11 protein-coding genes and 1 pseudogene are annotated in these 13,169 nt (G+C 73.7%); 6 read left to right on the top strand and 6 right to left on the bottom strand.

Going from position 1 to position 13,169, the window contains the following annotated elements; genetic code table 11:
• Positions 1-50 precede the first annotated feature (50 nt).
• Positions 51-506 carry a hypothetical protein gene (locus tag Dsi01nite_RS04740; protein WP_203844755.1) on the top strand — a complete coding sequence of 152 codons (456 nt, stop codon included), beginning with the start codon at positions 51-53 and terminating at the stop codon, positions 504-506.
• An 11-nt stretch (positions 507-517) separates the two neighbouring features.
• Here Dsi01nite_RS04740 and Dsi01nite_RS04735 read toward each other — a convergent pair whose 3' ends face one another.
• The 3 genes from Dsi01nite_RS04735 to Dsi01nite_RS04725 all read right to left on the bottom strand — a co-directional run bounded on the left by Dsi01nite_RS04735 (position 518) and on the right by Dsi01nite_RS04725 (position 6,603).
• Positions 518-1,411 carry an acyl-CoA desaturase gene (locus tag Dsi01nite_RS04735; protein ID WP_203844850.1) on the bottom strand — a complete coding sequence of 298 codons (894 nt, stop codon included), beginning with the start codon at positions 1,409-1,411 and terminating at the stop codon, positions 518-520.
• A gap of 74 nt (positions 1,412-1,485) precedes the next feature.
• Positions 1,486-2,826, bottom strand: coding sequence for an FAD-binding oxidoreductase (locus tag Dsi01nite_RS04730; RefSeq protein ID WP_203844754.1), 1,341 nt, complete (start codon positions 2,824-2,826; stop codon positions 1,486-1,488).
• Between the two features lie 51 nt (positions 2,827-2,877).
• Positions 2,878-6,603: an ATP-binding protein gene (locus tag Dsi01nite_RS04725; protein ID WP_203844753.1), complete on the bottom strand. Its 3,726-nt coding sequence runs from the start codon at positions 6,601-6,603 to the stop codon at positions 2,878-2,880.
• Positions 6,604-6,739: 136 nt separating this feature from the next.
• On the opposite strand from Dsi01nite_RS04725, the gene Dsi01nite_RS04720 reads away from it, so the two are divergent.
• The 3 genes from Dsi01nite_RS04720 to Dsi01nite_RS04710 all read left to right on the top strand — a co-directional run bounded on the left by Dsi01nite_RS04720 (position 6,740) and on the right by Dsi01nite_RS04710 (position 8,878).
• A complete protein-coding gene (locus Dsi01nite_RS04720; RefSeq protein WP_203844752.1) occupies positions 6,740-7,108 on the top strand; it encodes an Mth938-like domain-containing protein in 369 nt (122 codons plus the stop codon).
• A 5-nt stretch (positions 7,109-7,113) separates the two neighbouring features.
• On the top strand, positions 7,114-7,683 hold the full coding sequence (locus Dsi01nite_RS04715; RefSeq protein WP_239135682.1) for a shikimate kinase: 570 nt from the start codon (positions 7,114-7,116) through the stop codon (positions 7,681-7,683).
• A 64-nt stretch (positions 7,684-7,747) separates the two neighbouring features.
• A complete protein-coding gene (locus Dsi01nite_RS04710; RefSeq protein WP_203844751.1) occupies positions 7,748-8,878 on the top strand; it encodes a glycoside hydrolase family 12 protein in 1,131 nt (376 codons plus the stop codon).
• 94 nt (positions 8,879-8,972) lie between these two features.
• On the opposite strand, the gene Dsi01nite_RS04705 is transcribed toward Dsi01nite_RS04710, so the two are convergent.
• The 3 genes and pseudogenes from Dsi01nite_RS04705 to pdxR form a co-directional block, all read right to left on the bottom strand.
• A complete protein-coding gene (locus Dsi01nite_RS04705) occupies positions 8,973-9,650 on the bottom strand; it encodes a hypothetical protein (RefSeq protein WP_203844750.1) in 678 nt (225 codons plus the stop codon).
• 70 nt (positions 9,651-9,720) lie between these two features.
• Positions 9,721-9,813: pseudogene (locus Dsi01nite_RS04700) on the bottom strand (IS5/IS1182 family transposase); the annotation flags it as partial.
• A 63-nt stretch (positions 9,814-9,876) separates the two neighbouring features.
• A complete protein-coding gene (pdxR, locus tag Dsi01nite_RS04695; protein ID WP_239135681.1) occupies positions 9,877-11,244 on the bottom strand; it encodes a MocR-like pyridoxine biosynthesis transcription factor PdxR in 1,368 nt (455 codons plus the stop codon).
• Positions 11,245-11,317: 73 nt separating this feature from the next.
• Here pdxR and Dsi01nite_RS04690 point away from each other — a divergent pair, with 73 nt between their 5' ends.
• The gene (locus Dsi01nite_RS04690; RefSeq protein WP_203844748.1) at positions 11,318-12,607 is read left to right on the top strand and encodes an FAD-binding oxidoreductase; all 1,290 of its coding nucleotides are present in this window, start codon (positions 11,318-11,320) and stop codon (positions 12,605-12,607) included.
• Complete coding sequence (locus Dsi01nite_RS04685) at positions 12,604-13,164, top strand: dihydrofolate reductase family protein (protein ID WP_203844747.1); 561 nt, start codon at positions 12,604-12,606, stop codon at positions 13,162-13,164. Before Dsi01nite_RS04690 ends, Dsi01nite_RS04685 begins: the two co-directional genes overlap by 4 nt.
• The last annotated feature ends 5 nt before the right edge of the window (positions 13,165-13,169 follow it).

The raw sequence follows: 13,169 nt of genomic DNA, 5'->3' as shown, positions 1-13,169 counted from the left end.
GTCGTCAGGAGCATGCGGAGAGTAATCGGGTCGCAGGACGGGGATGCGCGATGTCGATCACACCGGTAGCAGCCACCACCACGGGCATCACGGCCACCACGGCCACCCAGGTGCAACAGCAGCGCCAGACCGACCTGGTGGCCCAGCAGCGCCTGGACGACCAGCGGACCCAGGACCGGCAGCAGGAGCAGCGCCTGCAGGACCAGCGCCGGGTCGAGGACCAGCAGTCGGTCCGCCAGGACCTCGTCCGCCAGGACCAGCGCCGCGCCGACGACGTGCAGCAGTCCCAGGACGACCAGTACCGCATCCAGCAGCAGCGGGTGCAGGACCAGCAGCGCCTCGACGACCAGCAGCGCATCCAGGACCAGGCGCGCCTGGAGGACCAGCTGCGGCAGCGGGCGGAGGAAAACCGGCTGCAGCTCGACCGGGCCACCGACGCCGCCGCCCAGGCGCGGCTGGTGCAGGGCAACGGCATGTTCAGCGGCCGCCTGGACGTCTACCTGTAACAGCTCAATCTCTAGCCGGCCGCCAGCCGGGCCAGCCGCTCCGGGGTGGGCCAGCGCACGTCCCACGCCCAGCCGGCCCGTTCGAAGCGCCGGATCAGCCACGCCGAGATGTCGATCTGCCCGGGCAGGACGCCGTGCCGGGCGCTGGTCGGGTCGGCGTGGTGCAGGTTGTGCCACGACTCGCCCATGCTGAGCACGGCGAGGGGCCAGAAGTTCGCGGACCGGTCCCGGGCCGCGAACGGCCGCTCGCCGATCATGTGGCAGACGCTGTTCACCGACCAGGTGACGTGGTGCAGGGCGGTGACCCGGACCAGACCGGCCCAGAAGAACGCGGTCGCCGCGCCCCACCAGGTCCAGGTCGCGAGGCCGCCGATGACGGCCGGGAGCAGCAGGGTCAGCACCGTCAGCGGCCCGAAGAGCCGGTGCACCAGCCGGATGTCGCGGTCGGCGAGGAGGTCCGGGGCGAAGCGCCGCTGGTTGGTCAGGTCCCGGTCGAGGACCCAGCCGAGGTGGGCGTGCCAGAACCCGCGGGCGAGCGCGGCGGGACCCGTGCCGAACAGCCACGGCGAGTGCGGGTCGCCCTCCTTGTCGGCGAACGCGTGGTGCCGGCGGTGGTCGGCGACCCAGTGCAGGATCGGCCCCTGCACCGCCATGCTGCCGGCGACGGCGAGGCCGATCCGCAGCGACCGGCGGGCCTTGAACGCGCCGTGGGTGAAGTACCGGTGGAAGCCGACCGTTGTGCCGAGGCACGTCGCGGTGTAGAAGGCCGCCGCGAGGGCGACGTCGAGCCAGCTGAGGCCCCAGCCCCAGGCCAACGGGACCGCGGCGACGAGGGCCAGGAACGGCACCGTCACGAACGCGTACACCGCCACCTGGGCGGGCAGTGGCCGCTTCGCGGCCAGCATCGGGAGTGCCACGCCGGCACGCTAACCCGCCGCGATGACCGGCACCCCGCGCGCAGGATGCCGGTCCGCGAAGTTCAGATGGCGTGGTTGGCGACGAACAGCCCCGACGGGTCCACCCCGGCCCGGACCGCCCGCAGCCGCCGCAGGGTGGCCGGCTCGAACGCGGTCTCCGCCGCGACCGGCACCTCGGCGAAGTTGAGGTACTGCGAACCCGTCGCCCACGGCGCGAGCGCCGACACGACCCGGCCGGCGTCGGCGGCAGCCGCCCGACCCATCTCAGGCGTGGCCGCGATCCCGCAGGAGAACAGCGCGAACGCCCCGTCGACGGACGACAGCGCGCCGCCGCCAGGGGCGGGCCGGCCCAGCGCTCCACCGAGCTGCCGCAGTTCGGCGGGGACCAGCAGCGACGTGCCGGAGTCCGGGCCGGCCGCCGCGAGCAGCGCGTCGACCGCCGCCCCGGACAGGTCACCCAGCAGCGCCGTCCTCGACACCGTCGGGGTCGGGCCTTCCGGGTCCAGGTGCAGCCGGATCAGCGAGGCGGCCGGCACGTCGGCGAACGTGTCGAGGAACGGTCTGAGCGCCCGCAGCGGCGCGAGGACGTCCGAACCGCCCAGGACGGCGCCGTCGACGACGAGCAGCTGGCGGCCCTGCAGCGCCGGCGGGAGCTGCGGCAGCGGCGGCAGCTGCAGCAGCCGCAGGGCGGTGGTCACCTCGTCGGGTGCGGTCGCGGCCCAGTCCAGCCACGCCGGCAGGACCCGGGCGGCCTCCTGCCAGTCCCAGGCGAGCAGGCCGGCGTACGCGGTCCTGATCGGGAACAGGTCGAACTCGACGGCGGTGACGACGCCGAAGTTGCCGCCGCCGCCGCGCAGGGCCCAGAACAGCTCCGGCTCGTGGTCGGCGTCGACGCGCACCAGCGTGCCGTCGGCGGTGACCAGCTCGGCCGCGGTGAGGGCGTTCGCCTGCAGGCCCAGGGCGCGGGAGTACCAGCCCATGCCGCCGCCGAGGGAGTACCCGACGACGCCGACGTCCGGCGACGAGCCGTGCAGCGCGGCGAGCCCGTGCGGGGTGGCCTGCTCGACCACGTCGATCCACAGGGCGCCGGCCTCGACCCGGGCGGTGCGGCCGGTGACGGTGACGCCGGTCATCGCGGACGTGCGCAGCAGGACCACGTCGTCGAGGGGGCCCAGCGGGCCCGCGTTGTGGCCGGTGCCCTGCGCCGCGACCCGCAGCCCGGCGCCGGCCGCGGCGCGGACGACGGCGGCGACCTCGGCGGCGTCGGCGGGGTACGCGACCGCCGCCGGCCGCTGGTCGACCGCGACGTTCCACGGGGTCCGTGCGGTGTCGTAGCCCGGGTCACCGGGAAGGTGGAGCGCGCCGCCGCAGAGGCCGCGCAGTGTGTTCGCAACAGTGGTCATGCGCTACAAGCTGCGGCAACGCCCTTGGATCCAACTTGCGAGAGACCTGAGTCAGACGTGCGCCCGCAGCTCGGCGAGGGTGGTGACGCCGAGTTTGCGGCGGATCGCGGCGAGGGTGTCGCTCACCGTGTGCGGGGTCAGGAACAGCGCCTGGGCGATGTCGCGGTCGTCGGCGCCGCCCACGGCGAGGGAGGCGATGCGGCGCTCGCCGGTGGTCAGCGACGCCGACGGCTGGGCCGGGACCTGTTCGCCGAGCCCGGCGAGGGCGGCGGCGACCTGGGACCGCAGCGGCGCCGCCCCGCACTCCTCGGCGAGCCGCAACGCGTCGCGGAGCATCGGTGCGTCGCGGTCGAGGTCGCCGAGGGCGAACAGCGCCCGCGCGTGCTCGAGCCGGGCCTGCGTGCCGGCCAGGGTCTCGACGGCGGCGGCGAGGTCGGCCCGGTCCCGGCGCAGCTCGCCCAGGACCCGCAGGGCACGCCCGACCCCGCGCGGCGTACCCCAACGCCGTACATCCGAAATATCGGACAACGCCAGTGCCACCGCCTCGTCGGTGCGCCCCAGCGCCGCCAGCGCCGAGGCGCGCAGGCCACGCTCCTCGAACCACATCGGATTGCCGGAGTGGCCGGTGCCCAGCAGGGACAGGGCCCGCTCATGCTGCCCCTCCGCCATCAGCAGCGTCGCCGAGGCCTGGTTGAACAGCCGGATGCCGTCGCCGACGCGCGGGCGGCTGCCGTGCTCCTCGACGAACGCCCTGGCCTCGCCCACCTCGCCGCGGTCGACGAGGGCCCGCACCAGGTACGCCTCGCCGTAGGAGATGCCGATCGCGGGCACGCCACCCCAGCGCAGGCTCTGCTCGTTGGCGGCGACGAGGGACGTGCACGCCTCCGGCAGGTCACCCCGCTGCCATTCCCGCCACCCGCGCCACAGGTGCGCGGCGAGGACGGTGAACAGCGACCCGCGGGTGTGCCCGAGCTTCAGCCCGTCGTCCCACAGCGTGCCGGCGTCCTCGTCGGCCTCCTCGAGCACCACGCCCGCGATGACCCAGAAGAGCCCGGGATCGCCGCGCAGCAGGATCCCGTCGGCCAGGGCGAAGCGGGCCAGCCGCACCGCCTCGCCGCGCCGCTCGCCGTTGACGAAGGCCTGCCAGGCGTGGCACACGGCGAGCATCCGGGCGCCGAGCCCGTCGCCGGAGACCTCCGGGGTGTCCGCCGGGAACGCGTCGGGGGCGCCGCTGTACATGTACCCGGCGATGCGCTCCAGGGCCTGCATGCCCTGCCGCTCGTCGGTGAACGACGCGTCCAGGCGCGCCGACGCCCGGCGCGCGAACTCCGGCGCGTTGCCCTCGGGCCCGGTGAAGATCAGCGTGTGGATGAGCATCCGGGACACCGCCGCGAACGTCGCCGGGTCGGTGACCGGATCGTCGTACGCGGCCCGCAGGTGCGCGATCGCCGCCGGGCCGTCGTTGAGCGTCTCGACCTGCCCCAGCTGCAGCAGCACCGCCGGTCGCTGCTGCGGCACGGGCGGCTCGGCCAGGGCGCGGCGCAGGTAGGCGGCGGCACCGTCGGGCGCGCCGCGGTGCAGCGCCGTGTCGGCCGCGGCCCGCAGCACGTCGACGACCCACTGGTCGGCGCGTTCGGGCATCTGCAGCAGGTGCGCGGCGACCTGCTCCGGCGCCGCCGACAGCCCGCTGAGGACCCGGGCCGCCCGCTCGTGGTGCAGCTGCCGCTCGCCGGGCGGCAGGTCCTGGTAGACCGCGTCGCGCACGAGCGGGTGGACGAACCCGACCGGGTACTCGTGCCGCACCACCTCGGCCCGCGCGAGGGCGGCGACCGCCGCCGCCGCGGCCGGCTCGTCGACACCGGCGAGGGCCGCGATCGTGGGCAGGCCCGCACCGTCGCCGAGGACCGCGATCGCCCGGGCGACGGCGGTGCTCGCCGCCGGCATCCGCCGCAGCCGGATGAGGACCATGCTGGACACGGCCCGCGAGCCGATCGCGGTCACCGTGCCGGCGTGCGCGTCGGTGGGCCGGACGTCGTTGGTCTCCAGGGCCCGCAGCAGCTGCCGCAGCAGCAGCGGGTTGCCGGACGTGGTCCGGTGGCACGCGGCGACGAACCGGGGTTCGGCCTCGTCGCCGAGCCGCTCCCGCACGAGGTCGGCGACGCCGGCGGCGCTCAACGGACCGGGCCGCACCGGGGTGGTCGCCGGGTCGAGCTGCAGCTCCGAGATCAGCGCGTCGTCGTCGTACTGCTCACCGGTGCGCAGCGTCGCCACGAGCAGCACCGGCAGCCCGTCGAGCCGGCGCACCAGGTACGCCAGGAACCGCAGCGAACCCGTGTCGCACCACTGCAGGTCGTCCACCACGATGGTCAGGGGGCGCGTCGCGGCGACGTTCGCGGTCAGCCAGTAGAGCCCGTGCAGCGCCGCGAACGTGTGATCGCCCCGCTCGGAGTGCTCACCCGCGGCGAGCCCGATGTCGAACACGGACGCGGCCGACGCGGCGGCGCCGGCCAGGAGCCGTTCCCGCGCCACCGGGTCGGTGAGCAGCGCCTCGAACAGCTGCCGCACCACGCCGAAGCCGAACTCCTTCTCCAGCTGGCTGCCCCGCGCGGTGAGCGTCACCGCCCCGTGACCGTCCGCGATCCGCCGCGCCTCGGTCAGCAGCCGGCTCTTGCCGATCCCGGCCGGCCCCTCGATCATCGCCAGTCTCGGCACCCCACCGAACGCGTCGCCGGCCGCGAGCCGCAGGTCCGCCACCTCCTGGTCGCGATCCACCAGGTGCTCGTCCGTCGTTTTTCGCGGGGGTACCGGCAATCCCTCCGACGGCACGTTCCGGCCCGGACCGGTCGCCGCCTCCGGCGAGGAGTTTCCCCTGGAGGTGCGATCCGCTGCCTCGTGGTGCTCTCCCGGAGCACCGTCCTCCCGCGCACCCGGACGCTGCGGCGCGCCTTCCCGGGCGTCCGGCCCAGCTGTGCCGGCGGCCCCCGGCCGCGGTGGCGCGTCCAGGGTCTCGGCCTGGGCCAGAACCTCGGCCTCCAGCGCCCGCAGCGCCGGCCCCGGATCGACGCCGAGCTGCTCGGACAGCGTCTGCCGGGCCCGCCGCAGCGCACCCAGGGCGTCACCCTGCCGGTGCGCCCGGTACAGGGCCAGGACCAGCAACCGCCAGCGCTGCTCCCGCAGTGGTTCCTCGGCGACCAGCTGCTCCAGCTCGGGCACCAGCAGCGCGCTGTCGCCCAGCGCGAGCCGGGCCGCGAGCAGCTGCTCCCGGGCGACCTCGCGCAGCTCGGCGAGGCGCGCCACCTCGGCCTGCGCCCACGGCTCGTCGGCGTACTCCGCGTAGGCCGGTCCCTGCCACAGCCGCAGCGCCGCCTCGAGCAGGTCCCGCTGTGCGCCGTGGTCGCCGGTGCCGAGCGCCGCGGTGATGGACCGGTCGAAGCGCCACGCGTCGACGGCCTCCGTGTCCAGCGTCAGCGCGTATCCGGGCGGTCGCGACGCGATCACGTTGCCACGCGCCCGTGCCGTCGCGCCGGGCTCCAGCCTGCGGCGCAGGTGCGACACGTACGCCTGCAGCGCCCCGGCGGCGTTCGCCGGTGGCCGGTCGCCCCAGACGCAGTCGATCAGCCGGTCGGTGGGCACGACGTCACCCCGGTGGAGCACGAGCACCGCGAGCACGGCCCGCTGGCGCCGCCCGCCCAGGTCGACGAACGCGCCGTCAACGGTCGCGGTCGTGTCCCCGAGCACACTGACCCAGAGCCTGCCGGACAGCGGCGTGACCTGCACCGATCCTCCCTGACGCACCGATCCGAGCGATCAAGGTACCGCGCCGCGCCCGGACGTCTCCTCAGCCGTTCAACCGGATCTGCGCGATCGGCGTACCTTCGGGGATCGGACCGTCACCGGATGAGAGGTTTCCGCCATGGAGGCACGATCGCCGCGCATCGTCGACGCGAGCTGGGGACGGCTCGAGGTCGAAGGGCTGGGCGTGGTCAAGGACCTCAAGGTGTGGCCGGGCGGCGGCCGGGCGTGGGACTGGGGCGAGACCGGGACGCGGCACTCCCCCGGCATCCAGGTCGCCGACGCCGAGGAGCTCCTCGAGCACGGCGCCACGGTCGTGGTGCTGTCGCTGGGCATGGACGAGCAGCTCGGCGTGCCGGACGCCACGGTCGACGCGCTGGAGGCGCGCGGGGTCGAGGTGCACGTCGCGGAGACCCGCGAAGCCATCGACCTGTATAACAGTCTGATCGGGTCCACGGCGGTCGGCGGGTTGTTCCACAGCACCTGCTGACGCCGGTGAGCACAGAACGGGGCGGCAGGGTGCGACGGGTGTCGGTGGTGGGCAACTCCGGCTCGGGCAAGTCAACCCTCGGCCGGGCGCTGGCGGCCCGGCTCGGGGTGCCGTTCGTGGAGCTGGACTCGATCCACCACCTCCCGGGCTGGGAGCCGATCGGCGTCGACGAGTTCCGAAAGACGGTCGGCGCGATCGTCGACGGCGACGGCTGGGTGATCGACGGCAACTACAGCGCCGTCCGCGACCTGGTGTGGGCGCGCGCCGACACCGTCATCTGGTTCGACCTGCCCCGGCGCACCGTCATCCGGCAGGTCCTGTGGCGCACGATCCGGCGGGGCGTCACCCGCGAGGAGCTGTGGAACGGCAACCGGGAGCGGCTCAGCAGCGTGTTCCGGCTCGACCCGCAGGAGTCCGTGGTGCGCTGGGCGTGGACCCGGCACCGCGTCTACCGGGAGCGCTACTCGCGGGCCGCGGCCGAACGCACCGAAGTCGAGTTCATCCGGATCCGCTCGCACAAGGACGCGGCCCGCCTCCTGAAAGTTTCGCCCACTTTTCGGAACAAACCCGCCTGAACGCGGCACGAGCCGCTCTCCCGCACCGGACAGCACTCATGGTGCTCGATGGAAGGGAGAGACCATGAGCAGACACCTGCGCTCCGTGCTCGTCACGGGGCTCGCCGCCGTCGGGCTCGTCGCCGCCGCCGGGACCGCCATCCTGGCCGCCGCGACCAGCGCGCACGCCGACACCACGATCTGCGAGAAGTACGGCTCCACGACCATCCAGGGCGGACGGTACGTGGTGCAGAACAACGTCTGGGGCACCGACCAGACCCAGTGCATCAACGTCACGAGCACCGGCTTCAGCATCTCGCAGGCGAACCACAACGTGCCGACCAACGGGGCGCCGGCCTCGTACCCGTCGGTGTTCTACGGCTGCCACTACACCAACTGCAGCAGCGGCACGATCCTGCCGCTGCGGGTCAGCGACTCCCGGTTCGCCACCATCCAGACCAGCGTCAGCATGAGCTACCCCGGCTCCGGCCAGTGGGACGCCGCCTACGACATCTGGTTCGACCCGACCCCACGCACCGACGGCCAGAACACCGGCGCCGAGATCATGGTGTGGGTGAACCACGCCGGCGCCCCGCAGCCCGTCGGCAGCCGGGTCGCCACGGTGAGCCTCGCGGGCGGCACCTGGGACGTCTGGTTCGGCAACATCGGCTGGAACGTCATCTCCTACGTGCGGACCCAGGGCACCGGCTCGGTCAGCTTCGCCCCCGCGACGTTCCTCAACGACGCCGTGAGCCGTGGCTACGCCCAGACGAGCTGGTACCTCACCAGCATCCAGGCCGGCTTCGAGCCGTGGACCGGCGGCCAGGGCCTGGCCGTCAACAGCTTCTCCGTCACCACGGGCGGCACGCCGCCGACCTCCCAGCCGCCGACCTCGTCTTCCCCGCCGCCCAACCCCGGCAACGGCAGGTGCGCCGTCACGTACACGAAGAACGACTGGGGCACCGGCTTCACCGCCGACGTGAAGGTGACCAACACCGGCACCGCCCCGCTGAACGGCTGGACGGTGGCCTGGACGTTCAGCGGCAACCAGCGCGTCACCAGCTCCTGGAACGCCACGGTGACCCAGTCGGGCACCTCGGTGACCGCCCGCAACCTGTCCTACAACGGCACGATCCCGCCGGGCGGCTCAACCACGTTCGGCTTCCAGGCCACGTACTCGGGCTCCAACCCAGCACCCGCACTCGCCTGCAGCTGAGCCGCCGCTTTCTCATGATCCGGTAGACCTTGTGTACCTGGTACCTGCACAAGGTCTACCGGATCATAAGAGTGGGGCAAGGGCGGCGCGGTCATCATTCGGTGCTCCAACACCGCCTTCGGTCAAAGCACGAACACCATCGATCACTGGACCGGTCGGTGCCAGCGCTCCCGAACGGCAATCTTGAACTACCCGCGGCAACGCGCTCACGGTGGTCTTCGAGCCCTGCATCTTGCACCAGCATCACCGCCACGGCGAGGGCGGATCTACGCACTACGGGGTCCAGAGCGTCGAGGACGGGCCCGACGGCGTCGAACACCTGTGGCCGGACCTGCCGGACCGCATGCCATGGTGAGTCCGGGTGCTCGATCGGCGAGAAACCGGCGAGCTCGACGAAGTGGCGGACACTCGCGTCATTTACCGACCGGAGCGCTGCTTCCAGCCACGCCAGCAGGTGCGCCCGCAACGGCAGCAGCCTGCTGTCCGAGCTGGACTTGAGCACAACGTCAGGCAGCGGTTCCGTCAGGAGCGCGGCCACATATCGAACCGCCGGCGCCGTTGCCGGGTGCACGTTCGGGTGCTCTGCCACCAGGTCGTGCATGAGGTGCCAGAGTCCCGCTTCCACGAGTGGCAGGTTGTCGGATGCCAACCCTCGAAGCCGGACGGCCGAGTCCAGCGGAGGCCACCCTTTGGCGATGTCGTCCCAGTTCTCGAAGCCGCGCCAGTCGGTTTCGTCGAGGATGCCGCGTGATGCGGCGAACCCGTCGGCCACCTGCGTACTGTGTCAGCTCGCGGCCATGTTTTCGACCCCGAAGACCACGTGCGGCAACAGTGCGCCATCCTCATCCTGTGTAGCGACTGCTCTCGACGCGGTGCAGGGCGAGAATGGCCTGCACGATGGCGGTGGCGCGGCGTGGGCAGCAGCGGAGCGAGTGCGGAGCGAGTGCGGACCGGGCTTGGCATCACCGCAGGACGGCACGGACCGGGACCACGCAACCTCAGCGCAGCGAGGCGAGGGCAGCGGCGAGCAGCGCCACACCCTCCTCGATGGCCCGCTCCGACAGCGACCCGTACCCGAACAGCAGCCCCGGCTCCCCCGCCGGATCGATGCGATACCGCCCGACCCCGAACACCGCCACCCCCCGCGCCAGCGCCGCCGACTCCACCGCCGCCTCGGACAGGTGCGACGGCAGCCACGCGACCAGGTGCTGGCCCGCCGCGATCCCGGAAGGCCGCAGCTGCGGCAGGTGCCGGGCCAGCGCGGCGAGCAGCACGTCGCGGCGGCGGCGGTACAGCGGTCGCATCCGGCGCAGGTGCCGGTCGAACTCGCCGCGGGTCAGGAAGTCGGCGAACGTGAGCTGGTCGATCGCCGGTGAGCCGCGGTCGGCGAGGAGTTTCGCCGCGACCACCGGGGCGACCAGCCGGGGCGGCAGGACCATCCAGCCGAGCCGGAGCCCCGGCGCCAGGGTCTTGCTGGCCGAGCCGACATACGCGACCCGGTCCGGGGCCAGCCCCTGCATGGCGCCGACGGCGGCACGGTCGTAGCGGTACTCGGCGTCGTAGTCGTCCTCGACGACGAGCGCGTCGCGGGCCGCCGCCCAGCGGATCACGGCGGCGCGGGCCGGGGCCGGCAGCACCCCGCCCGTCGGCCACTGGTGCGACGGGGTCAGCACGAGCGCGTCGGCGTCCACGGTGGACAGTGCGGTGACGTCGACGCCGTCGGGGCCGACCGGCACGCCGATGATCGACATGCCGGCCGCGGCGGCCAGGGTGCGGGCGTCGTCGTCCGCGGACGGGTCCTCGACGGCGAGGCGGGTTCCTCCCAGCACCTGGATCAGCAGGTTCGCCGCCTGGGCGTAGCCGGCGCAGATCACGATCGTGTCGGGGTGGGCGTCGGTGCCGCGGACCCGGTTGAGGTATCCGGCGAGGGCGGCCCGCAGCTCCGGGGCGCCCTGCCCGCTGGTGTAGCCGAACCGGTCCGTCGGCGCGGTCGTCAGGACCCGGCGGACCGAGCGGAGCCAGGCGGCGCGCGGGAACTGCGAGACGTCGGTCCGCCCGTAGCCGAAGTTGACGGTCACCGCGGGTGCGACGGGCGGCGCCGGGGCCGGGGTCCGGCCGGCCGCGCCGGCGGCGATCGTGGTGTAGCCGCCGGAACGGCTGGTCAGGTACCCCTCGGCGGTCAGCTGCTCGTATGCGGTGACCACCACGCCGCGGGAGACGCCGAGGGACCCGGCCAGGGCGCGGCTGGGCGGCAGGGCGCTGCCCGGGACGAGCCGCCCACTGCGGATGCCGGCCCGGATCGACGCCTCGAGCTGGCGGTGCAGCGGCCCGCCGCCGGCCCGGTCGAGTTCCACCAGGAGGTCCACGGCTGAATTGGTCTTCTCCCCCGCCATGGAAACGGACCTTATCGCAGGGACCAATCGGCGGGAAGCTCGATGCATGACGATGACAGGGACAGCGGAGGTGCTCCGCCCCGGCGACCAGGACTACGACCGGTCCCGGCAGGTGTGGAACGCGATGTTCGATCGCCGCCCGGCGATGATCGTGCGGTGCCGGACGGTCCAGGACGTGGTCGGCGCCGTCCGCGACGCCCGGGAGCAGGGCCTGGAGGTGTCGGTGCGGTGCGGCGGGCACAGCGCGGCCGGGTTCGGCGTCACCGACGGCGGGCTGATGATCGACCTGACCCCGATGGGGGCGGCGAGCGTCGACCCGGCGCGGCGGCGGGCGCGCGTGCAGGGCGGCGCGCTGCTCGGCGCCCTCGACGAGGCCGCCCAGCGGCACGGCCTCGCGACCACCGCGGGCAACGTGTCGCACACCGGTGTCGGCGGGCTCACGCTGGGCGGCGGCATGGGCTGGCTGGCCCGCCGATACGGCCTGGCCTGCGACAACGTCGTCTCCTACCAGCTCGTCACGGCCGACGGGGACGTCAGAACGGTCAGCGCCGATGAGCACCCGGAGCTGTTCTGGGGGCTGCGGGGCGGCGGCGGCAACTTCGGCATCGTGACGGAGTTCGAGTTCGCGCTGCACGACACCGGCACCGAGGCGCTGGTCGTCGAGTGCACGTTCACCGGCGACCGGCGGCGCGAGGCGATGCGCCGGTGGCGCGACGAGCACCTGACCGCGCCGCGCCAGGCGACGTTCACCGCGGCGACGGCCCCGGGCACGCTCACCCTCGGCTACGTGTGGACCGGCCCCGACACCGGCTACCGGCCCACCTTCACCAACGGTGGCGTCGAGCGGCGGATGCCGATGTCGTACCTGCAACTGCAGCGCCGCGACGACACCGACGGGCGGCACGCGCTGCGCCGGTACGGCCGCTCCCACTACCTGAAGTCGATGCCCGACGCGGCCGTCGACGCGTTCATCGCCGCCGGTGAGCACTGCGGCGCCGGCCTGCAGGGGTACGGCGGCGCGATCGCCGACGTGGCCGAGGACGCCACGGCGTTCGGGCACCGCGACACGATGTTCGAGTTCGGCGCCGGCTCCTCGTGGACCGACCCGGCCGACGACGACGCCCGCCGGGACGGTGCCCGGGCCGCGGCGGCGCTGCTCGAGCCGTTCGCCGGCGGCGTCTACGTCAACTCCCTGGGTGAGGAGGGTGCCGCCGGGGTGCGCCGCGCGTACCCGCCCGCGAAGCTGGCCCGGCTGACCGCGCTCAAGGACCGCTACGACCCGTCGAACGTCTTCCACCTGAACCAGAACATCACGCCCACCGGAGACCACTCATGATCGTCGTGCACATGCAGACCACCCTCGACCACCGGATCGCGACCGCGGGCGGCACCTTCTGGGAGCCGTTCCGGTGGGGCGAGCAGGAGCAGGCGCACATCAACGACTGCTACCGCAAGGCCGGGACCTGGGCGATGAGCAGCGTCCTCTACGACGCGATCGTCCCCTGGTGGGAGCAGGTCGCCGCCGGGAAGGTCCCCGCCAACGTCGACGCGATCGGTGCCGCGGACCTCGAGTTCGCCGAGCTCCTGGCCGGGATGCGCAAGGTCGTCTTCACCAACGACCCGGAGTTCCGGGACGCGCCGGTCCTGCGCGGGGATCTCGCCCCGCAGCTCGCCGCGCTGCGGCACACCACCGACGGCGACGTCATCCTCTCCGCCGGCCCCGCCACGCTCGCGGCGCTGTGGCCGGTCGTCGACGAGGTGCTCCTCGCCGTCCACCCGGTCGTCATCGCCGAGGGCCCGGCCCTGTTCACCGTGCCGCTGTCGCTGGAGCACCGCTCCACGACGACGTTCCCGAGCGGCGTCCAGGTCGTCCGGTACGCCGTGGCCCGATGATCGTG

It is taken from the genome of Dactylosporangium siamense, assembly GCF_016862795.1.
GTDB lineage: Bacteria > Actinomycetota > Actinomycetes > Mycobacteriales > Micromonosporaceae > Dactylosporangium > Dactylosporangium siamense.
The sequence above is the reverse complement of the archived record's forward strand: the minus strand, read 5'-3'. Positions and strand labels throughout refer to the sequence as shown.

Excerpts from the sequence above, each read along its gene's own strand:
- Dsi01nite_RS04740 (WP_203844755.1), top strand. The coding sequence starts at position 51 with ATGTCGATCACACCGGTAGCAGCCACCACCACGGGCATCACGGCCACC.
- Dsi01nite_RS04735 (WP_203844850.1), bottom strand. The coding sequence starts at position 1,411 with ATGCTGGCCGCGAAGCGGCCACTGCCCGCCCAGGTGGCGGTGTACGCG.
- Dsi01nite_RS04730 (WP_203844754.1), bottom strand. The coding sequence starts at position 2,826 with ATGACCACTGTTGCGAACACACTGCGCGGCCTCTGCGGCGGCGCGCTC.
- Dsi01nite_RS04720 (WP_203844752.1), top strand. The coding sequence starts at position 6,740 with ATGGAGGCACGATCGCCGCGCATCGTCGACGCGAGCTGGGGACGGCTC.
- Dsi01nite_RS04710 (WP_203844751.1), top strand. The coding sequence starts at position 7,748 with ATGAGCAGACACCTGCGCTCCGTGCTCGTCACGGGGCTCGCCGCCGTC.
- Dsi01nite_RS04690 (WP_203844748.1), top strand. The coding sequence starts at position 11,318 with ATGACGATGACAGGGACAGCGGAGGTGCTCCGCCCCGGCGACCAGGAC.
- Dsi01nite_RS04685 (WP_203844747.1), top strand. The coding sequence starts at position 12,604 with ATGATCGTCGTGCACATGCAGACCACCCTCGACCACCGGATCGCGACC.